This is a genomic window from Maridesulfovibrio salinus (genome assembly GCF_055394525.1).
Window position 1 is genome coordinate 2,714,660 of record NZ_AP042461.1, and the last position, 20,739, is coordinate 2,735,398.

Consider the following 20,739-nt stretch of genomic DNA (forward strand, 5'->3'; position numbering starts at 1 on the left):
CGGACTGGCAGATCAAAGGCTTCGGCTTACTAAGTGGACAATATATTTAATGGTCTTGCTTGGCAACCGTCATTTCTTTGTAACTGGGTTACTGTTGACATTAAAAATGTTATGACGTTATCCGCACATGATAAATTCATTAATGGGACGGATAAATCAAGTTTGACTTCAGGTAATAAACGAAAATAATAATCGAGAGAACTGCTAATGAACATTTGTATTGTCGGTACAGGATATGTGGGATTGGTGAGTGCAGCGTGCTTTGCTGAAATGGGTAACCATGTCTGGTGCGTAGATGTTAATCCCGATGTTGTAGAGACCCTTAAGCAGGGTAAAATCCATATTTTCGAGCCGGGGCTGGAAGATATGGTCAAGCGTAACTACGAAGACGAACGCCTTTTCTTCACCACCGATCTCAAAGAGGGGATGAAAAAGGCTAAATTTGTTTTTATATGCGTGGGCACTCCCTGCGGTCCTGACGGCAGTTGTGATCTGCGGTTTGTTGAGACTGTGGCGCGTGAAGTAGGGCAGGCTATGACAGAGCCGAAAATAGTTGTGGATAAATCTACTGTTCCTGTCGGAACCGCGGATAAAGTACGCTCCATCATAAGCGAGGAGTTGGCCAAACGTGGTGAGAATATCGATTTCGATGTTGCTTCCAACCCTGAATTTCTTAAAGAGGGTGATGCTGTAAGCGATTTTATGAAGCCTGACCGGGTTGTGGTCGGAACAGAGAACATGGATACCCGCAAGGAATTTGAAACTCTTTATGCACCCTACGCACGAAGTCGCGACAAACTCATCTTCATGGGCACCAGAAGTGCTGAAATGACAAAATATGCTGCCAACTGCATGCTTGCCACCAAGATTTCATTCATCAACGAAATGGCCGGAATCTGCGAAAAGGTCGGTGCAAATGTACGTGAAGTGCGAATCGGAATAGGTTCGGACCACCGTATCGGCTACTACTTTATTTATCCCGGTGTAGGATATGGCGGATCATGCTTCCCAAAAGACGTGAAGGCCCTGATCAACACTGCCCGTGAAGTCGGTGCGAAGCCTGAGCTTATTGAAGCTGTTGATACCGTCAACAATCGTCAGAAAAAAGTGCTGGCCAGCAAGATTCTCGAATACTATGAAGCCCAGGGTGGAGTTCGTGGAAAAACTCTTGCTTTATGGGGGCTTGCATTCAAAGCCAATACCGATGACATGAGGGAGTCTTCCGCTCTTTCCATCATTTCGGAATTGACCGCCGCTGGTATGAAAATCAAGGCTTTCGACCCGGTTGCTCACGTTAAGGCAGCAGAGATTCTGCGCGATAATGATCTGGTGGAGATTGTGCACAACCAGTACGAAGTGCTGGAAGGAGCCAATGCCCTTGCCGTTGTCACCGACTGGAACCAGTTCAGGAATCCGGATTTCGAAAGAATCAAAGATTCACTTGTAGCGCCTATCGTTTTTGATGGACGCAACCTCTATGATCCGTCATATATGGGTGATAGCGGATTTGCCTATTTCAGTGTTGGACGCAGGGCTGTCGGAGTAGATAAATAGCAGTCTTGTAATTTTGATTTTGTTATAAATTTAAAGGCCCGTCTGGTGACGGGCCTTTAAATTTTAAGGGTCCAGAGTCTGCATTGAGGATCTTAGCTGCAGTTCCTGCAGAATCAGTCGCTCATATTCTGGATTGTATTGAATTTGTTCCTGGTTGTCCTGATCCAGCATTTTGGCAAGGAATTGGGTCTCCTCCCAAAAGTCTAGAAGTTCTTCGTTTGCTAGTGATTTGATCTGGTCTTCCAGTGTTACATTTTCTGACGGGGAAAACTGAGCCATGCGAGTTCATACCCTCCTGAATCTTCGCCTTTTAGCTTCATTAATTGCTTCTCAAGTCATACTAATAGTCATTTACTCAGTATGAGTCAATTTGTGGTCAGTAAAATAATTTAGATTTGTTTTATAATTTGCAGATTGCCTTGCAAATAATTCAGATCAATAATATTATATGGACAGTATCAGCAATGTGCTGTCTTAATAAGCTAACACTGGTTACTCACGTTAATCATCCATTATAAAAGCAACCAAACAGGGGGCAGGTTATGGAAGAAGGTAAGAAAATAACTCTTGATGCTGAACTCATTCAGCTGGTTACCTTCAGTATCGGCGAGGAGGAGTTCGGGGTTGATATCCTCAAGGTGCAGGAGATCATCAGGACTATGGAGATTACAAAAGTTCCCAGAGCGCCGGTATTCGTGGAAGGTGTAATAAACCTTCGGGGTAAGGTCATTCCCATTATTGACCTCAGAAGCAAGTTCGGTCTGACCACCAGAGATCATGACCAGCATACTCGTATAATTGTAATTGAGATTAATGACATGATAGTCGGTTTTGTAGTGGACTCAGTCTCGGAAGTTTTGAGAATTCCTGCTTCTACAGTTGAACCGCCGCCGCCTGTTGTTTCCGGACTCGATTCCGAATACATAAGCGGGGTAGGTAAGCTTGAAGACAGACTCCTTATTCTTCTTGATCTTAACCGTCTCCTTTCAGGTGAAGAACAGGAGCAGCTTGCTCAGGTTTAATTTTTTTTAAAAATGAATACCGGGTCCTGTTTAAATAATCGGTAAAAGATGGCGGACATGTTACTTATTAAAGTTTAATCCTATATCTTTCCTCAATTTGCTGGACATCGCCACAAATACTCTGCAAAAAAAAGTCGTCCGCTGCTCCAGACAGCCGGACGACTTTATTTTTTACTATTCATGGAGATAATTTGTCTTTACCTTCTCAATTATCCGCTTTCGCAAACGGAAGCGGGGAAAATATACGTATTTTTAAAAGTGGTCATGGAACGCAGGCTTTCACTGCCCATACTCTGCATTCCCGTGGTCAGTCTGTTGTTCTGGTTGCCCCCGGAGCACGGGAGTATTCCGAGCTGAAGGCATTGTTGTCTCTTTTCAGCAGTCATGATTCCACCAAAAGCAATGTTACTCCCGCATGGGAGCGAGACTGGGTTTTCCTTCCTCCGTACATAAGTAAATCTCCGGCCGCTGCAGAGTGGGCTGAGCGATGGGCCGCCCTGCATGCCCTGACCCGCGGCGGGAAACAGTCCGTTCTGATGACAGCTGACAACCTGCTGCCTAAATGGCCTTCGCCTGCAGTTTTGGAAAATAACTATATTGTTCTGACAAAAGGCGAGGAGATGGATCCGGAACTGCTGATGGAGCAGGCTGTTACGTGGGGATACAACCGTACAAAGCTCGTTTCCGGATATGGTGAAATGTCCATGCGCGGAGATATTCTGGATCTATTCGCTCCGGGGTACGAGCTTCCCGTACGTTTGGAATTTTTCGGTGATATTCTCGAAGAAATAAGGGTCTTTGATCCTTCTTCTCAACGTTCGAAAGCGGATCTTGATGAAGTTACTGTTCTTCCTGTCTCACCTGCGATGCTTAGTGGAGGCTACATTGATGATGCTCAATCGCATTGGGAGCAGCTGAAAAAAATCGGTGAAATTTCTTCCGAAGGGTATAGCCAGCTTCTTGAGAAAGCTGAGAATGCTGATGGCATGATTTGGCCTGGACTTTACTATCCTGAAGCTGTTGATCTTAAGGATTTTTTTCCTAAAAAATCTGTTTATGTTCTTTCTTCCGCTTCAAATCTTCGCTCCAAACTCAAGGATCAGGAGTATGGCTGGAAAACTTTCCTTCAAGATCAGTCTGCACATTCCGGATGTAAGTGGCCGGTGCATGCTGTTTGCTGGAATGAAGAAAAAGCACGTTCAAGCTGGCGTGATGAGCGGCAGATAGTCTTTGAGGATCTGGTTCTTGGAAGGGAAAAAGACGGGATTGATTTATCTGAACGTTCAATAACTTCCTTTTCAGATGTGTTCTGGAAACCGGAGCAGATGAAGCGGCCTTGGGCAGCCCTTGTTACTGCGCTGAAAGAATGGAGTTCGGAAAGATTTCAGACTGTTCTGAGTTTCCGTACGGAAAGGTCGCGCAAGAAATTTCTTTCACTCATTGAGCCGGAACAACTCGGTATTGCGACCAGTTACTCACCGTTGAACAAAGGTATCTACGCTCTTGTATCCCCACTGAAAAAGGGAATGGAGCTTGAGTGGAACCAGACAATGATTCTGGGCGAGGATGTCATCCAACCGGAGACATCGCGTGCTTCTCGAGGCAGGGATAAAGCCTTTGAGGGCATGACCAGCTATGAGGACCTTCTGTTGGATGACCTGCTGGTGCACCGGGATTATGGGGTTTCCCGTTTTGGAGGCCTTCATCATATGAATGTCGGGGATGTATCCAACGACTATCTCCTTTTATTTTTTGATGCAGATGACAAGCTTTATGTTCCTGTAGACCGTTTGAATCTGGTCCAGAAATTCAAGGGCCCTGAAGGGGCCTGTCCTGTTCTGGATAAATTGGGCGGTTCCCGTTGGTCCAAGACCAGAGAGAAAGCCAGAAAAGCTATTGAAAAGATCGCAGGCGAACTGGTGGAGATGTATGCCTACCGCAAGATTGCCAAAGGGTATGCCTATGGCCCGCTCAGCGATATGTACTGGGAATTCGAGTCTACCTTCGGGTTTGAAGAAACGCCTGATCAGGAGAAAGCGATTCAGGATGTCTTCAGGGACATGGAAAGCCCTGAGCCAATGGACCGCCTGGTCTGCGGAGATGTGGGTTTCGGAAAAACCGAGGTAGCTTTGAGGGCCGCTTTCAGGGCTGTTCTGGACGGTAAGCAGGTTGTCCTGCTTTGTCCTACCACCGTACTGGCCGAGCAGCATTACCAGACATTTGTTCAACGCATGGAAGGTTTTGCTGTTTCTGTAGGCATGCTCAGCCGTTTTGTCCCGAGGGCCCGCCAGAAGAGGGTGCTTGAAGAACTGGCGTCTGGAAGGCTGGATATACTGATCGGTACTCACAGGGTTCTCTCTAAGGATGTGGAAGCACCTAATCTCGGCCTGTTGATTCTTGATGAAGAGCAGAGGTTCGGAGTCCGCCATAAAGAAAGAGTCAAGGAGATGCGTAAAAACATTGATGCGCTGACCCTGACAGCTACTCCGATTCCGAGAACATTGCAGCTTTCGCTTTCAGGCGTGCGCAGTCTGAGCACTATTGAGACACCGCCTGTTGACAGAAAACCTGTTGAAACTGCACTGATTGAAAGGGATGAAGCCATGCTCGCTTCAGTTGTCAAACGCGAGCTTGAGAGGGGCGGACAGATTTTCTGGGTGCACAACCGTGTGCAAGGACTTGAACGTGTAACTGAATTTGTTAAAAAACTTGCTCCTGAGGCAAGAATTGGTATGGCCCATGGCCAGATGACAGAGAAAAATCTTGAAGAGACTATCCATAAATTCTGGCATAAAGAACTTGATATTCTGGTAGCCACCGCGATCATCGAGTCCGGTCTTGATTTTCCCAATGCCAATACTCTGATTGTTGATCAGGCTCAGATGTTCGGTCTTGGGCAGCTTTATCAGCTTCGGGGAAGGGTAGGACGAAGTACCCGACAGGCTTATGCTTACTTTGTAGTCTCCTCCTTGGATTCGCTTTCGGAGAAGGCTAAACGGCGTATGCAGATTATTCTCCAGCTTGATTATCTCGGAGCCGGTTTCAAAGTTGCAATGGAAGACCTGCGGCTTAGAGGAGCAGGCAATATTCTGGGAGAAGTTCAATCCGGGCAGATGGCTAAAGTAGGCCTTGATCTATTCCTTGAAATGCTGGACGAAGAAGTGCGACGTCTCAAAGGTGATGAATCGGCCATGATAACAGAACCCGAACTTAACTTTGTTTTCAAGGCTCATCTGCCGGAAGATTTTGTACCGGACGGGCGTGAACGTCTCCGCTACTACAGAGCCCTGTCATCCGCGGATACGGAGGCTAAGATTGAAGAACTGGCCGCTGAGATCAAAGATCGTTTCGGCCATTTCCCGCAGGAAGTGGAGAATTTCATATCAGTTCTGTATCTTAAAAGAACTCTCGCGAAACTTGGAGTCATGCGTGCAGACCTTTTTCCTACTCGTGTTGTTCTCAGCTGGGATGAAAAAAATAATCCCGTTGACCCGACGAAGCTTATCGCCTGGGTTGGTGAACAGGGTGATAAATCAAAACTTAAGCCCCCGGCAAGTCTGGAAATACGTTTAGATCAGGAGTTGACTGTTTCCAAAGGATTAGATGAAATCTGCAAAAAACTTGAATCTTTACTTTAAGTTTCATAAAAACCGGATTTTCTGTGATTATATGAAGAAAATACTGATATCTACGTTACTTGCTTCGTTTCTTTTGGGCGGATGCCAGAATAAGGCTGAGGAGCCCGGAGTGATTGCGCGGGTAAACGGGAAACCTATTTACCTTTCTCAGCTTGATTATAAGTATGACCTTAAACACGATGGTGGCGAAGAATATGTTCCATCGGTCAATCAGGTTCGTACAGAGTACGGACAGATTCTTGGGGATCTGATTGTTCGGGAACTGGTTTCCCAGGAGCTTGAGGAAAGGGGAATTCCGGTTTCGGATAAAGAATTGGAGGATGCAGAGAATGAAGTACGTTCAGACTATCCTGATGATGCTTTCGAGCAGATATTGATTGAAGAATATATCGACCTCAAGGCATGGAGGTCACAGCTGAAATATCAGCTTGCCATGGATAAATTTTACCATGAGATATTGAGACCGGAAATCAAAATTGATTATAAAGAGGCTGAGGAGTATTACAGGACTCATCTTTCCGACTTTTATCAGCCGGCCGGTTACAGGTTCGTAATGGTAAAGGGCTTTGCTAAGGATCTTGTACTTAAGGGAGTTGATCTTTTTCGCGAGGGGGTGAGCCCTGCTGCCGTTTCGGCAAAGTTGCGGAAAGTTTCTGTTCGTGAAGTATGGATTAGAGACGGTCAGATACCTTCATCATGGAAGCCGTTTGTTGAAAAACTTGAGCCGGGCGAAGCGAGTTCTGTAATAAATCAGGGCAAGCAGGTCCTTTGCCTCATTTTAAAGGAAAAGAAACCCGCAACCCTTCTGACTCCCTTGCAGGCATATCCGAAAGTGGAAATGGTGCTGCTGGAAAGAAAATTGAAAGATAAGTTTGAATTGTGGCTGCAGAAAGAGTTGCAGACAGCTAAAGTCAAGATCAGTAAAGATCTTTTACCTGAAGGTGAAGACGGACCTTCCGTAATCACCGATGGATTGAAGGGGCAGCAGTAATTGTGAATGTTCTGCAGACCGCCTTGCATAGTTTATTGAAAGAGTTTAGTTAGGCAGAGTAATTAATGCGGGGTCGGGCAAAAAGGCCTGTTATCCCGTGGTCCAGACTAGAATCCGGTTGACTCCGGGATTATATATTTACGGGAGATTTCAATTGAAGCGTTTTATTGCTGCAATTATGATCGCAATGATCTGTTTTTCCGCTCAGATCAGTAGTGCTGAAGAAAAGACGGTTGATGGTATCGTGGCCGTTGTCAACGGTGATATTATCACAATGTATGAATTGAAGGCCAAGATGGCTCCAATTATGAAACAGTTCAAAGGGAAAGATATTTCCGCTGTAGAAGAAGAGCAGATAAGAAAAATTCAGTCGCAGATTCTTGATCGTATGATCAATGAAATGATCATTGATCAGGAAACCAAGCGGCTCAATATCACGGTTTCTGATCAGGATATTGATAGTGAAATTAAACGCATAAAAGAAAATAGCAACTTTACTGATGAAGAGTTTGAACAGAAGCTGGCACTTCAGAAAACCAATCTCGAAGACTTTAAGGATCAGATCCGTAAGGATATCCGCAAGCACAGGCTGCTTTCTTATAAAGTTAAGAACAAAGTAGTTGTAACTGATGAGGAAATTCAGGCTGTCTGGAACAGCACCAGAACCAAAGAAGTTTCCCAGGCCAAGAATGTGCACCTCAAGCTGATTCTTTTTCCTGATAATGTCTCGGTGGAACAGATCAGGGAAAAGATCATCTCAGGAGAAACTACTTTCGAGGAAGCTGCAGATAAATACACAATCGGTCCCGGGGCCGGAAGCGGAGGAGATCTTGGAGTTCTGAGCTGGGATGATCTTGCCCAGACCTGGCATGATGCCCTTGAAGGTCTTAAGCCCGGTGGAATCAGTGAACCTTTTGATGTTCAGAATTCCAAGGCATTGCTCAAGCTCGACTCCTATGCCGCTGTTAAGCAGGATGCTTTCGAAGATAGTAAAGATGATATTTATGAACGGCTTTATCGACAGAAACAGGATGAAGTCTTTGCAGATTTTATCAGAAAACTCAGGGAAAAAGCCGTTATTGAGTTTAAATAAAAGGGGAGAACTGTAGCGGATTGAAGTGTGGAAACCATACTTCAAAATTATACGTCCGTGGTGCCTTGCCCATGGAAATACAGCCAGATATCAGCAAGAGGACAGTATGGATTTGAAAGAACTAGGATCCCGACTCAAAGCGGAACGGCAAAGGCAGGGATTGACCATAGAGCAGATTATGGAAATTACCAAGATCAGCCGAGTCAATATTGATGCTATCGAGAATGGAGACCGTAATGAGTTCCCCCACGAGGTCTATGCTAAAGGATTCATTAAAAATTACGCTAAAGCTTTAGGCCTTGATTCTGAAGAAATTGGTGAAGAATTCTCAAAATTAATGTCTGCTTCCGAAGATTCTGAACCTGAGGTTGAGGATGTATTTAAAGCAGATCAGCCACAGCAGCAGATCATCGTTGCTGAAAAAGGAAGAAGCAGTTCTTTTGGTGTGATTCTGCTTATTCTTTTGCTCGTAGTGGTTGTCGGCGGGTTGGTTTATTATCTGCATGACAAATCAATTATCAACTTCGGCAACGGAAAACAGGCTGAACTTGTTGATCAGCAGATTTCAACTGAAGAAGAAAACACTCTTGCAGAAATTGTTGAGGATACTGATGAGGCTTTGGAGAATAATTCCGCTTCACAACCTGGTGTTGAAGAGGATGAAGCTATAGAGCAGACTCCTGAGCAGCAACCGGAAAACGTGGAGGAACAGGATGAACAACTCATTGAAGAGAGTTCTTCTGCTCCTGTTGAAGAGGTTGTTGCGCAGGTCTCCCCAAGACTAGTTGAAGTTACAGCAAAGCCCGGAGAGGCCTGCTGGATAGAAACTATTGTTGATGGAAAGCGCAGTGAATACGTTCTCCAGGAAGGCGATACTCTCTCATTGCCGTACGAGGATACTTTGATAATCAAGCTCGGCAATGCCGGTGGTGTTGAGATGAAATCCGGCGGTAAGCCTTTTGAATTTGACGCTTCTAAAGGCAAGGTTCTGACTTTTGAATTCCCCGTTTCATAACAAGGTTCTCTGACAAGGAAATGGAAGTAACGGAAAAGGTCGTCATACTGAAGACCGGAAAGTTCAAGGAAAACGATCTCTGGGTTAAATTTCTTTCTTCTACACGGGGAGTACAGAATGCTTTCGCTTTTGGCGGAAGCCGCAGCCGCAGAAGATTTGGCGGTTGCTTTGAACCTTTTTCACAGGTCCTTTTCAAGACCGGGAGCAACAAAACCGGAACTTATCAGGTCTTACAGGAAGGCAGTCTCGTTAAAGCTTATCCCGGAATTAGATCTGACCTTAAGAAAATCGGGCTTGCTGCCAATTGTCTTAAATTTGTTGAAGCAGCGGTTCTTGAGCGTGAAGGAAGTCGGGATGTTTTCGAATTGCTGACGCAAACACTTGATGTTATAGAAGAATCTGAGCCAGACGATTTCTTCCCTCTCTTTTTTCGGGTCAAGGTAGCTTTTGAACAGGGATATAATCCGGACTTTACAATTTGCTCCCGATGCGGCAAACCACTGTTCAGTTCCCGTCCCGTTGTTTTTGATATTGAGAAAGGTGTAGTCCTTTGCCTTGATTGCACTGACGGACGTAAAGGCGAAACCGTAAGTCCTGGAACTGTGCGCACCCTGGCTTGGATTCAGGACACCGGACCCGCCAACTGGACTTCCCTGAAACTGCCATCGGATATCAGGCAGGAATGCTTTTCTGTTATGGATCGGTTCATGGCTTACCATCTCGGGCTGGTCTGGGAAGGGCAGGGATACAGAAAAATATGAATTTAGCTCTGTCTGATGCTGACAGAGATTGTTATACAGATTAATTTTTCAGCTGTTCTCAGGTAATGTACTCTGGGAGAAGTCTGGACTTTTTCTGTACTGTTTGTTCAAGAAGTGGACATTTTCCAGTTCATTTATTGCAATCTGCTGAACGGAAAATGAGTCGATAGAAGATTATGATTTTTTCTAGACAAGAGGAAAATTAATGAATTTTCAAGATGTTATTCTAAAGCTGCAAGACTTCTGGTCAGACTATGGATGCTGCATTGTACAGCCTCTGGATATTGAGGTTGGAGCGGGTACTTTCAACCCTTCCACCTTTTTCCGGGTAATCGGGCCTGAGCCGTGGAATACTGCATATGTTGAGCCTTCCCGCCGTCCTACAGATGGACGTTACGGTGAAAACCCCAACCGTTTGCAGCACTATTTTCAGTTCCAGGTGATCCTCAAGCCTTCGCCGGATGATGTTCAGGATATTTATTTGAAGAGTCTTGAAGTGCTCGGTATTGACGCAAGAGAACATGACATCCGTTTTGTAGAGGATGACTGGGAGTCTCCAACACTCGGTGCATGGGGACTTGGCTGGGAAGTCTGGCTCAACGGAATGGAAGTGACTCAGTTCACCTACTTTCAGCAGGTTGGCGGTATCGACCTCAAACCTGTATCTGTTGAACTGACTTACGGCCTTGAGCGCATCTGCATGTATCTGCAGGGAGTTGAGTCTGTCTATGATCTGAAGTGGAATGACCAAGTCACCTATGGTCAGATCTACCACCAGAATGAAGTGGAACAGTCCAAATACAACTTTGAACTCAGTGACGCTTCCATGCTGCTTGACCTCTTCAACAAATACGAAGCGGAAAGCCTTAAACTCTGTGAAGAAGGGCTGCCCCGGCCGGCATACGATTACTGCCTGAAATGCTCCCACACATTCAATATGCTTGATGCCCGCGGAGCAATCTCCATTACCGAGCGTGCATCTTATATCGGCAGGGTCCGCAATCTCGCTTCCAAGGCAGCACATCTGTATGCTCAGGAACGTGAAGACATGAATTATCCCATGCTTAACAACGATTAAAAAACGGAAACTGTAATGGCCGATTTTATATTAGAAATTGGAATCGAGGAGATGCCCGCCCGCTTTGTTCCGCGTCTGGGTATTGACATTAAGGATATATTCAGCAACCTGCTTGAAGAAAGCATGATTGATTGCGATGTGGTTGAGGCTTTTGCCACTCCGCGCAGGCTTACTATTCATGTTAAGGGTATGGCTGCTGCCCAGCGTAAGGTTGTCGAGGAAGTTTCAGGACCTCCTGCCAGAATCGCCTATGATGCAGATGGAAATCCCACTAAGGCTCTTGAGGGATTTGCCAAGTCTCAGGGAATAGCACTCGATGCAATCTACAAGGTTGAAACCGAAAAAGGTGAGTACCTTGCTGCCAAAAAAGAAATCGGCGGCGGTGAAACCACCTCCATTCTGCCTGAACTGTGTGTAACAGCCATCAAAAAACTTTCTTTCCCCAAAAAGATGAAGTGGGGCAACCTTGATTTCGCTTTTGGACGTCCGCTGCGCTGGCTGCTTTGCCTTTATGGTTCCGCTGTAGTTGATTTTGAAATGGCCGGGCTGTCTTCCGGACGTCAGACCTTCGGGCATCGTGTAATGGGTGCAGGTCCATGGGAAGTTGCTTCCGCAGATGATTATTTTTCAGTGATCAAAGAAAAATGTTCCGTAATCATTTCTCCTGCAGAGCGCGGAGAGTATGTGCGCGAGCAGGGTGATAAGCTCGCAGCTGAATTTAAGGGAACAGTTGTTTGGAAGGACTCCCTGCTTCAGGAAGTCAGCAACCTTGTGGAACTGCCTGTCCCTATCATTGGTAACTTTGATGAGTCTTTTCTTGAGCTTCCAAAAGAAGTCCTGCTGACCAGCATGGAAAGCCACCAGAAATGTTTCGGACTCCAGAAAGAAGATGGAGAGCTGCTGCCTCATTTTCTGTGCACTCTCAACCTTGTCCCCAAAGACGTGGAACTGGTTCGCAAGGGCTGGGAAAAGGTTCTTCGCGCCCGGCTTGAAGATGGACGTTTTTTCTGGAAAAACGATCTCAATACAGATTTTGATACATGGCTCGGCAAGCTTGATGATGTTGTTTTCCTCGGACCTCTGGGCTCCATGGGCGACAAATCCAGACGTATGGAAAGACTTGCTGCCCTTATTGCAGGCAAGGCAGATTCATCCATGCAGACCGAGATGGCCCGTGCAGCGCGTCTTGCCAAAGCTGACCTTGTCTCTGAAATGGTTAATGAATTTGATAAACTCCAAGGCATCATGGGTGGCATCTATGCCGCCAAACGTGGTGAAGAAGAGGTTGTCTGCAAAGCCATTTCCGAACAATACCTGCCCGCCGGACCGGAGAGCCCTGTGCCTTCGTCCCTCGGCGGCGCAATTGTTTCCATGGCCGATAAAGCAGACACTCTTGTGGGTTGCTTCGGCCTTAATAAAATCCCCACTGGCGCAAACGATACCTACGCGCTGCGGCGCGCTGCTCTGGGGATCGTGCGCATGATTATAGAGTTTGATTTGAGAGTTGATATTCTTGAGCTCATGGATATGGCTTTTGAAGGTTATTCCAAAGATATCAAATGGAAACTCTCCAAGACTGAAGTTCTTGAAAAACTAGGCGATTTCATTTCCAGCAGGCTTCGTGCCTACTTCACAGGAAAAGGTTATGAAACCAGAGTTGTTGACGCAGCTATCGGTGCCGGTTTCCGTGATGTTCCCGCTCTCAAGGCAAGAGTTGAAGCACTGGCCGAATTCGCCAAAGCTGAAGGTTTTGAGCAGTCTGTACTGACTTTCAAACGTGCAGCAAACATCATTAAAAAACAGGGTTCCGAAGAAGGTACTGAGCTCAGCGGCGGTTTTGAGACAGACCGTCTGGTAGAACCTCAGGAAGTAAAACTGGCTGAAAAGCTGGATGAAACTTCTGACCGCTTTGAAGAGCTCTGGAAAAATGATGATTTCGCAAAACTGTTCGCAATCCTCGGCGAACTCAGACCTTTTGTTGATGATTTTTTCGACAACGTAATGGTCATCTGCGAAGATAAGGGCTTAAAGACTAATCGCCTAAACCTCTTAAAGGCGCTGGTTGACAGGTTATCCAGATTGGCTGATTTCGGAGCCCTGCAGGTATAGCCTGTCAGGGGGACTGCTAATCAGGGTTGATAATTATTTCGTGTTTTTTACACAAAAAAATGCTATCCAATCTTGACAGTTGCGGGTGTTTTTGGTTAAAGACACTCTTCGTTCGCACACAATCCTGCATAAGCGGGTTAAAAAAATAGAAATTTAATTTTAAGGAGAAATACCTTGGCTAATCATAAATCTGCACTCAAGAGACATCGTCAGAGCGTAAAACGCAATGCTCGCAACACCATGATCCGTACCCGTATCAAAAACGTTGTGAAAGAAGTTCGTACTGCTGTTGAAGCAAAAGATACTGAACTTGCATCTTCCGCTCTCCGTAAGGCAACTTCCATTCTTGATAAGGCCGCAACCAAGAAGGTTATCCATTCACGTGCTGCAGCACGCAGAATTGCCCGCCTTCACGCTGCTGTCAACAAGATGGCTTAGTGTCTTAAAAAAGATAAGTTTTTTCTTTACAAGACCTCCCAGCCCGTCGCATATTGCGACGGGCTTTTTCGGTTTACACCTGCCGTAATATTGGTCTGAGAAGTGAATCATGCCCTTACTCGGATCATTTCAATTTGATCTGCTCATTAACAGAGTAATTCTTTTTTCATTTTAAAAGTGAGTGGTAATGTTGCTGGTTTTCAGCTATCACGCTATAAGCAACTGCTGATTTCAAAAGCATTTTTTGAGCCTTTTGTATTTGGTGTGCCTTGCACAAGGAGTAACTTTTGAGAGTTATAATTGTAGGGGCCGGAGAAGTCGGCTTCAACGTAGCAAGACGTCTTTCCGGGGAGAGCAAAGATGTTGTTGTTATTGATAAGAATGCGAAAGCACTGAGTAAGGTTTCTGATTCTCTGGATGTGCAGACAATTCAAGGTTCTGGCTCTAGTCCGGAAATACTTGAGGAGGCCGGGATCAGGGAAGCTGATATCCTGCTTGCAGTTACTGATAAAGATGAAATTAATCTTATCGCGACCTTTCTGGCTAACAGAATTTCTTCTGATATCATTAAGCTGGCCCGTATAAGGAATGATGATTATACAAAGTATTCCCACATGTTTACTGAGGGAGATCTGCGTATTGATACAATCATCAATCCTGATGAAGAGGTGGTCGAATCCATCCTTCGTGTCATGAGTGTTCCCGGTGCCGTGGAAATTAATGATTTCGTAGGCGGGAAAGTCCGACTGATCGGTGTCAAGCTTCCGGATGACAGTCCTCTTGTGGGTGTTCCCATGATGAATGTCCGTGACCATCTCGATGGGGTTGATGTTGTCATCGCCGCTCTGGTGCGCAAGAACAGACTGATTATCCCCGGGGGATTGGATAGGATTGAGCAGGGTGATATTGTTTATTTCACCTGCATACGTTCCCAGCAGGACAAGCTTCTCAAGCTGGCTGGTATCCTGTCTTATCCCGTGCGCAAGGTGATGATTGTTGGCGGAGGTAATGTCGGTTACCTGCTTGCCCAGGCTCTGGATAAGAAAAAGTATCATACCAGATTACTGGATAATGACCCAGAGCGTTGTGCCGAACTTTCCGAAGATCTGGACCGGGTTATTGTTCTCAGCGGTGACGGAACTGATCAGGATCTGCTCAAGGAAGAGAATGTTGGCGATCTTGACATGTTTATTTCTGTTACCGGTGACGAGGAAATGAATATACTTTCCTGTCTGGTTGCAAAGAATCTGGGAACCCGCAAAACTATTACCCGGATTAATAATTTTGCCTATATCCCTCTTATACAGCCGATTGGCATTGATCATCTGGTTTGCCCCCGTCTCTCAGCCATCAACTCCATTCTTCACTTTGTAAGGCAGGGGAAAGTTATTTCTGCTGTATCTATTAAAGGTGAAGAGGCGGAAGCTCTTGAGGCTATTGCTCAGGAAAAATCAGCTATTGTAGGCAAGCCCATCATGGATCTTGATTTTCCAGCCGGAGCTTTGATTCTTTGTTTTCAAAGAGGTGAAGAAGTTATCATACCCACCGGTACAACTGTTATAGAGCCGAATGACCGGCTGCTTATTATTTCAACTCATAAGAATATTCCTAAAATTGAAAAAGCATTGACTACCAAGCTGGAGTTGTACTGATGCGCTGGCGTGTTGTTTTGCATATTATCGGAGCCCTGACACTTTGTGTAGGGCTGACGATGATCTTCCCTCTTGGTTTTTCTCTGTATTATCAGGATGAAGGTATTCTTCCTCTTTTGTTTTCGATTCTTTTGACCTCGGCTGCCGGGATGGGGGTGTTTCTCTTCTTTCGGGACGAAGAAGGCAATAAAGGGCTGAGTCACCGTGAAGGAATGGCTATTGTTGCTCTTGGCTGGGTTGCGGCGGGTTTTTTCGGGAGCCTCCCTTTTCACTTCGGGGATGTTTTTCCCAGTTATGTCGATTGTTTTTTTGAGTCGCTCTCCGGTTTTACAACAACCGGTGCCTCAGTCATGACTGACATAGAAAGTAACGCCAAAGGAATTCTCTTCTGGCGCAGTCTGACTCACTGGCTGGGCGGGATGGGGATTATCGTTCTATCTCTTGCGATTCTCCCTTTTCTTGGAGTAGGGGGAATGCAGCTTTATAAAGCAGAAGTTCCCGGTCCGGTTCCTGATAAGCTTAAACCGCGCATTAAGGACACAGCTCTGGTGCTCTGGAAGGTTTATGTGCTTTTTTCTGCAGTTGAGGCGATACTGCTCATGTTTGGTGGTATGACTTTTTTCGACTCTCTTTGCCATACCTTCGGAACACTTGCCACCGGCGGTTTTTCAACTAAAAACTCATCCGTTGCCCATTTTCAGAGCGCATATATCGATTATGTAATTACGGCCTTTATGATCATTGCAGCAATAAATTTTAGCCTGCATTACCAGATGATCAAAGGGCGGCCTCTTCGCATGTGGAGGGATCCGGAGTTCAGATTTTTCGGGATCATCTTTATTGTAATTACGTCTGTTATTACATATGCGGTTTACTCTGCATCGAATTATGATTCTTTTCCAGATGCCTTCAGGTATACCTCATTTCAAGTGGCATCAATCATCAGTACAACCGGTTATGCTACTGCAGATTATGAAATATGGCCTGCTGTTGCACAGGGACTTCTCCTTTTATGTATGTTCCTTGGCGGCTGCGCAGGATCTACCAGTGGAGGCATGAAGAATCTCCGTATTATGCTTCTTTTCAAACAGGCGTATCAGGAAGTTTTTCGTATAATCCACCCCAGATCCGTAAACCGTGTCAAACTCGGCAGGACTGTTGTTAAACCAGAAACCATGAACGATATTCTTGGATTCTTCGTTCTCTGGCTTGGCTTATTTGTAATTTGTGGGCTCATTGTTGCCGCAACCGGGGTCGATGTAGTTTCTTCTTTTGCAGCCTCACTTGCATGCATCGGAAACATCGGTCCGGGAATTGGAAGTGTAGGGCCAACCGAAAACTACGCACATATTCCCGAAGTCGGTAAGTGGGCGTTGATTTTCTGTATGTTGCTTGGGCGTCTCGAAATTTATACTGTGATCGTTCTTTGTGTGCCTGAGTTCTGGAGAAAATAATACTTTTATTAATATTTACAGTAGTTTGAATATGTTTTTTTTAAATGATTCAAGTCGCTGTTGCCTTTTAAGAATAAGCCCATTTAATACTGTATAAAAGTTTGGATATTCCCCAAGTTAAGCATTTTGCAAGTTGTTTGAATAAAAAGGCCCTGCTGATTTTTCAGCAGGGCCTTTGTTGTGGGATTGATCTGGTAAATTACTTACTAAGTCTAATTAAGGAATAATCTGCATTGCATCTAACAAACAACTTTGAAGTAATTCCCGAGAACCTGAAACAGAGCAAAATAGTTATTCATCTGCCCGGTAATGACACCCGATACTTTCCTTGTTTCTTAAGGCTGCAACAGTGACGGTTAAAGCTGCCTGACATCCGTGAAACAGATCAATGATAGGTCTGCTGATGGGAGTCCGCTTGTAGAATGAGCGCAGGTTTCTGTTCAGATTCTGCAGATCATCTATAGCTCTGTTGAGTCTTGAGGTTGATCTGGTGATACCGACATAGTTCCACATTACACTTCGAATCAGCGCCCAGTCCTGCGCTATCAGAGCCGGGTCTTCATTGGAATTGTTTCCAGGGCTTTCCCAGTCAGGTATGGCCTTGAGCAGCTTTTTACTTAGTGATGATTTTTTAGAGGCTTTGGAACCTATATCTTCACCAGCAGTATTGCCCCAGACAAGACCTTCAAGCAGAGAGGTACTTGCCAGCCTGTTACCGCCATGTACTCCTGTGCAGGAGCATTCTCCTACAGCATAGAGTCTATCGATGGTGGTTTTTCCTTTTTCATCCACAAGAACTCCGCCACAGAAGTAATGTGCGGCAGGGACAACAGGGATCGGCTTTTTGGTAATGTCGATTCCGTTCTCAAGACATCTGCCGTAAATAGTAGGGAAGCGGACTGTCAGGTCATGATCCACATGATTTGCCGCATCAAGGTAGACACATTCTTCTTCAGTGAGGAGCATTTCTTCCAGAATGGACCGAGTTACAATATCTCGGGGAGCCAGATCAGCTCTGGGGTCGTAGCGATGCATGAATGCTTCGCCGGAGGAGTTGATGAGTTTCGCTCCCTCACCTCGGACCGCTTCAGAAATTAGAAATCTACGGCTGGCTCTGGAACGTGCGCCCTGATAAAAAGCCGTAGGATGAAACTGAACCATTTCTGAGTTGATCAGTCTGGCCCGGGCTCTGTTGGCCATGGCGATTCCTGATCCTATGGATCCGGTAGTGTTGGTGGTATGCAGGTATATCTGCCCGAGTCCACCTGTTGCCAGAACCGTGTAGTCGGCCAGCATTGTTTCAACAACATCACGGGCTTCGTTAAAAACGTACGCCCCCAGGCATTTGTTGCCAAGGCTGTACATGAATTCCGGCCCCTTGACGTGGTGGTGGCTGGTAATAAGGTCGATTGCCGTTCTGCTGGTGCAGACCCGGATGTATGGATGCTCGGCAACACATTTGCTGAGTATTTCCATGATGGTCTGCCCCGTGTGATCGGCACAATAAAGAATTCTGGGTACAGCATGACCGCCCTCGCGGGTAAGACTGTACTCTCCGTCATCGTTTTGATGGAAGGGGATCGGATATTTTTCAAGCAACAGCTTTTTAAGGATATCCGGCCCATGTTTTGCCAGAAACCGTACCGCCTTTGTGTTGTTGTAGTTCCATCCGGCGGTATTTATATCTTTTTCAAGTTTTTTAGGTGAATCACCGGGGCCAGTGTAGACTATGCCACCCTGGGCAAGTCTCGTGTTACCGGTGAATAGGTTGTCTCCCTGGGTCAAGAGAGTAACTTCAATACCTTTTTCTGCTATCGTCAGAGCTGATATACATCCGGCGATACCTGATCCGATTACCAAAACTTCTGTTTTTATTCGGTTTTCTTGCATGCCTTATCTCATAAAACGGCAGCCTTTTCAGGTTCCGGCTAAAGGTTCGGTTTACTATGAGCAGACTTTGAGCATCCTTTCCAGAGCTATTTTAGCCGGGGTTCTGATGTCAGCGGAAACATCCTCGTAAGGGGTCGTTTCCAGTCTGGTCAGAAGATCGGCAAGTTTTTCTTCCGTTATTTTGGCCATATTGCTGCACATGCTTATTCCCAAAGGAATTATTTTTTTATCGGGGTACATGTCTTTTAGCCTGTTGACCAGATTGGTTTCAGTTCCGATGACAATTGTAGTTCCGGCAGGAGCTTCATCGACATATTTAATGAGAAATGAAGTCGAACCGTTACCATCGGCAGCCTGAACCAGTTCCGGAGGACATTCAGGGTGGACAATGATCTTGCAGCCGGAGAAGTCTTTTCGGAATTGTTCCATCTGTGAGACTTTAAACCTCTGGTGGATAGCGCAAAGACCGGGCCAGATCAGAAGTTGTTTATCCATGGTGTTCTGAATATCAACCTGCTCACCTTTGCCGCGGATATCAAGAATCATGCGCTTTTCAGCTGAGATTTCAAGTTTGTCCGCAGTATTGAGGGCAAGGTTTTTATCCGGAAGGAAGAGAACTCCATCGCCCTGCTCAAGGGCCCAGCTGAGCATTTTCTCAGCATTGGCGGAAGTGCATACGGAACCACCGTGTCTGCCGCACACTGTTTTCACAGCGGCAGGGGTGTTTACGTAGGCAAGGGGGATGATTTTGCGTCCGCTTTCTTCAAGTATTCTGGTAAGAACTTTATCCACAAGCCATGCCGGAGCCATGTTGGCCATGACACATCCGGCTCTTGCATCTGGAATGTAGACCTTCTGGTCTTCACGACGCACTATTGCTGCGGATTCGGCCATAAAGTGTACACCGCAGAATACTATGTATTCTGCTTCCAGTTTTTCGATCTGGCGGGCAAGCTCCAGAGAGTCACCTTTAAGATCGGTATGACGGATGATTTCATCCGACTGGTAATGGTGTCCGAGAATGGCCAGTTTTTTCCCGTACTTTTCCTTTTGTTCAGTTATAATATCTGAATACATCTATTGTATTACCTACATTGATATAATCTTCATGCTCATGTCGGAGCATTTCGCGGAATGAGTGATCCTGCCTACGGAGATGTAGTCCGGTCCGGCCTCTGCAAGTGAAGCGATGGTTTCAAGGGTCACGTTTCCGCTGATTTCAGTTTCAATTTCATCAGGGATTGTTTCAATGGCGGCTTTTGCTTCGTCAAAGGTCATGTTGTCCAGCATTATGCGCTCAACTTTGCAGGCAACAGCTTCATTGACTTCTTCCTGATTGCGGCATTCAACCTCGATCGGCGGACAGCTTTCATATTTTGCACGAAGTTTGTCCACGGCTCCGGTTATTGAACCGGCTCGGTCGATGTGGTTATCCTTAAGCATCAGCATCTCCACCAGATTCAGGCGGTGATTTTTGGCTCCTCCTACCAGTACGGCGTATTTTTCAGGATAACGGAGTCCGGGGAGGGTTTTGCGGGTGTCCAGGAGTATTGTTTCGCAATGATCCAGAGCATCCACGTATTTACGGGTTTCAGTGGCAATACCGGACATATGTGATATGAAGTTGAGGATCACCCGTTCGGCCTTTAGGAGCAGAGCGGCAGGGCCCTGGATTGAGGCTATGAGTGTTCCAGTGGAGATTTTTTCACCTTCATCCACATTTAAAAACACCTGACATTTCTGTTCCTGGTCTGCAAACTCAAGAATCAGAGGGATCAGGGGCAGTCCGGCGATAACAGTATCTTCTTTCGCGATTATTTGAGCCGTGGCAATATCTTCGGGCTCAAAAAGACCCAGCGAGGTCAGATCCGGGCCGTCTTCGCTAAGTGATATTTTAATGGTGGCCAGAAGAAACATTTTTGCTTCGGCCTGAAAGAAGTCATTGAAAAGGTTTTGAGTCATATTATTCCTGTTAAAATTTTGTAACATTAAGTTTGAGGTCATGTAACAAAAATCCGTATCCGTTTTTGTTAAGTAATACAAG

16 protein-coding genes are annotated in these 20,739 nt (G+C 45.8%); 12 read left to right on the top strand and 4 right to left on the bottom strand.

Annotated features, from left to right (window positions below; genetic code table 11):
• Positions 1–207: 207 nt before the first annotated feature.
• Positions 208–1,554: a UDP-glucose dehydrogenase family protein gene (locus tag ACZ5PW_RS12330; protein WP_464554039.1), complete on the top strand. Its 1,347-nt coding sequence runs from the start codon at positions 208–210 to the stop codon at positions 1,552–1,554.
• Positions 1,555–1,617: 63 nt separating this feature from the next.
• Here ACZ5PW_RS12330 and ACZ5PW_RS12335 read toward each other — a convergent pair whose 3' ends face one another.
• The gene (locus ACZ5PW_RS12335; RefSeq protein WP_464554042.1) at positions 1,618–1,833 is read right to left on the bottom strand and encodes a hypothetical protein; all 216 of its coding nucleotides are present in this window, start codon (positions 1,831–1,833) and stop codon (positions 1,618–1,620) included.
• Between the two features lie 263 nt (positions 1,834–2,096).
• Between ACZ5PW_RS12335 and ACZ5PW_RS12340 the strand changes: the two genes are divergently transcribed.
• From ACZ5PW_RS12340 to ACZ5PW_RS12390, 11 genes are all read left to right on the top strand, one after another.
• Positions 2,097–2,576: a chemotaxis protein CheW gene (locus ACZ5PW_RS12340; RefSeq protein WP_464554045.1), complete on the top strand. Its 480-nt coding sequence runs from the start codon at positions 2,097–2,099 to the stop codon at positions 2,574–2,576.
• Between the two features lie 191 nt (positions 2,577–2,767).
• Positions 2,768–6,214, top strand: a complete 3,447-nt coding sequence (gene mfd / locus ACZ5PW_RS12345; RefSeq protein ID WP_464554048.1) for a transcription-repair coupling factor — start codon at positions 2,768–2,770, stop codon at positions 6,212–6,214.
• Between the two features lie 31 nt (positions 6,215–6,245).
• Positions 6,246–7,205, top strand: a complete 960-nt coding sequence (locus ACZ5PW_RS12350) for a peptidylprolyl isomerase (protein ID WP_464554051.1) — start codon at positions 6,246–6,248, stop codon at positions 7,203–7,205.
• Between the two features lie 154 nt (positions 7,206–7,359).
• Positions 7,360–8,298 (top strand): SurA N-terminal domain-containing protein, encoded by a 939-nt coding sequence (locus ACZ5PW_RS12355; RefSeq protein WP_464554053.1) that lies wholly within the window; start codon positions 7,360–7,362, stop codon positions 8,296–8,298.
• 106 nt (positions 8,299–8,404) lie between these two features.
• The gene (locus ACZ5PW_RS12360) at positions 8,405–9,313 is read left to right on the top strand and encodes a helix-turn-helix domain-containing protein (protein WP_464554056.1); all 909 of its coding nucleotides are present in this window, start codon (positions 8,405–8,407) and stop codon (positions 9,311–9,313) included.
• A 20-nt stretch (positions 9,314–9,333) separates the two neighbouring features.
• Positions 9,334–10,074: a DNA repair protein RecO gene (gene recO, locus ACZ5PW_RS12365; protein WP_464554058.1), complete on the top strand. Its 741-nt coding sequence runs from the start codon at positions 9,334–9,336 to the stop codon at positions 10,072–10,074.
• Positions 10,075–10,279: 205 nt separating this feature from the next.
• Complete coding sequence (gene glyQ / locus ACZ5PW_RS12370; RefSeq protein ID WP_464554060.1) at positions 10,280–11,152, top strand: glycine--tRNA ligase subunit alpha; 873 nt, start codon at positions 10,280–10,282, stop codon at positions 11,150–11,152.
• Positions 11,153–11,167: 15 nt separating this feature from the next.
• Positions 11,168–13,261 (top strand): glycine--tRNA ligase subunit beta, encoded by a 2,094-nt coding sequence (gene glyS, locus ACZ5PW_RS12375; RefSeq protein ID WP_464554062.1) that lies wholly within the window; start codon positions 11,168–11,170, stop codon positions 13,259–13,261.
• A gap of 174 nt (positions 13,262–13,435) precedes the next feature.
• The gene (gene rpsT, locus ACZ5PW_RS12380) at positions 13,436–13,699 is read left to right on the top strand and encodes a 30S ribosomal protein S20 (protein WP_464554064.1); all 264 of its coding nucleotides are present in this window, start codon (positions 13,436–13,438) and stop codon (positions 13,697–13,699) included.
• Between the two features lie 287 nt (positions 13,700–13,986).
• A complete protein-coding gene (trkA, locus tag ACZ5PW_RS12385; RefSeq protein ID WP_464554065.1) occupies positions 13,987–15,351 on the top strand; it encodes a Trk system potassium transporter TrkA in 1,365 nt (454 codons plus the stop codon).
• Positions 15,351–16,805, top strand: coding sequence for a TrkH family potassium uptake protein (locus tag ACZ5PW_RS12390; protein WP_464554067.1), 1,455 nt, complete (start codon positions 15,351–15,353; stop codon positions 16,803–16,805). The genes trkA and ACZ5PW_RS12390 overlap by 1 nt, the downstream gene beginning before the upstream one ends.
• 291 nt (positions 16,806–17,096) lie before the next feature.
• Here ACZ5PW_RS12390 and nadB read toward each other — a convergent pair whose 3' ends face one another.
• Genes nadB through nadC form a run of 3 tightly spaced genes read right to left on the bottom strand, consistent with a single transcriptional unit; the run spans position 17,097 to position 20,657 of the window.
• Positions 17,097–18,695: an L-aspartate oxidase gene (gene nadB, locus ACZ5PW_RS12395; protein ID WP_464554069.1), complete on the bottom strand. Its 1,599-nt coding sequence runs from the start codon at positions 18,693–18,695 to the stop codon at positions 17,097–17,099.
• A gap of 54 nt (positions 18,696–18,749) precedes the next feature.
• Positions 18,750–19,772 carry a quinolinate synthase NadA gene (gene nadA, locus ACZ5PW_RS12400; protein ID WP_464554071.1) on the bottom strand — a complete coding sequence of 341 codons (1,023 nt, stop codon included), beginning with the start codon at positions 19,770–19,772 and terminating at the stop codon, positions 18,750–18,752.
• A gap of 12 nt (positions 19,773–19,784) precedes the next feature.
• A complete protein-coding gene (gene nadC, locus ACZ5PW_RS12405) occupies positions 19,785–20,657 on the bottom strand; it encodes a carboxylating nicotinate-nucleotide diphosphorylase (RefSeq protein ID WP_464554074.1) in 873 nt (290 codons plus the stop codon).
• Between the last annotated feature and the right edge of the window lie 82 nt (positions 20,658–20,739).

Bases quoted from the DNA above. Each gene is read 5' to 3' on its own strand.
- ACZ5PW_RS12330 (WP_464554039.1), top strand. From the start codon at position 208: ATGAACATTTGTATTGTCGGTACAGGATATGTGGGATTGGTGAGTGCA.
- ACZ5PW_RS12335 (WP_464554042.1), bottom strand. From the start codon at position 1,833: ATGGCTCAGTTTTCCCCGTCAGAAAATGTAACACTGGAAGACCAGATC.
- ACZ5PW_RS12340 (WP_464554045.1), top strand. From the start codon at position 2,097: ATGGAAGAAGGTAAGAAAATAACTCTTGATGCTGAACTCATTCAGCTG.
- ACZ5PW_RS12350 (WP_464554051.1), top strand. From the start codon at position 6,246: ATGAAGAAAATACTGATATCTACGTTACTTGCTTCGTTTCTTTTGGGC.
- ACZ5PW_RS12360 (WP_464554056.1), top strand. From the start codon at position 8,405: ATGGATTTGAAAGAACTAGGATCCCGACTCAAAGCGGAACGGCAAAGG.
- recO (WP_464554058.1), top strand. From the start codon at position 9,334: ATGGAAGTAACGGAAAAGGTCGTCATACTGAAGACCGGAAAGTTCAAG.
- glyQ (WP_464554060.1), top strand. From the start codon at position 10,280: ATGAATTTTCAAGATGTTATTCTAAAGCTGCAAGACTTCTGGTCAGAC.
- glyS (WP_464554062.1), top strand. From the start codon at position 11,168: ATGGCCGATTTTATATTAGAAATTGGAATCGAGGAGATGCCCGCCCGC.
- ACZ5PW_RS12390 (WP_464554067.1), top strand. From the start codon at position 15,351: ATGCGCTGGCGTGTTGTTTTGCATATTATCGGAGCCCTGACACTTTGT.
- nadB (WP_464554069.1), bottom strand. From the start codon at position 18,695: ATGCAAGAAAACCGAATAAAAACAGAAGTTTTGGTAATCGGATCAGGT.
- nadA (WP_464554071.1), bottom strand. From the start codon at position 19,772: ATGTATTCAGATATTATAACTGAACAAAAGGAAAAGTACGGGAAAAAA.
- nadC (WP_464554074.1), bottom strand. From the start codon at position 20,657: ATGACTCAAAACCTTTTCAATGACTTCTTTCAGGCCGAAGCAAAAATG.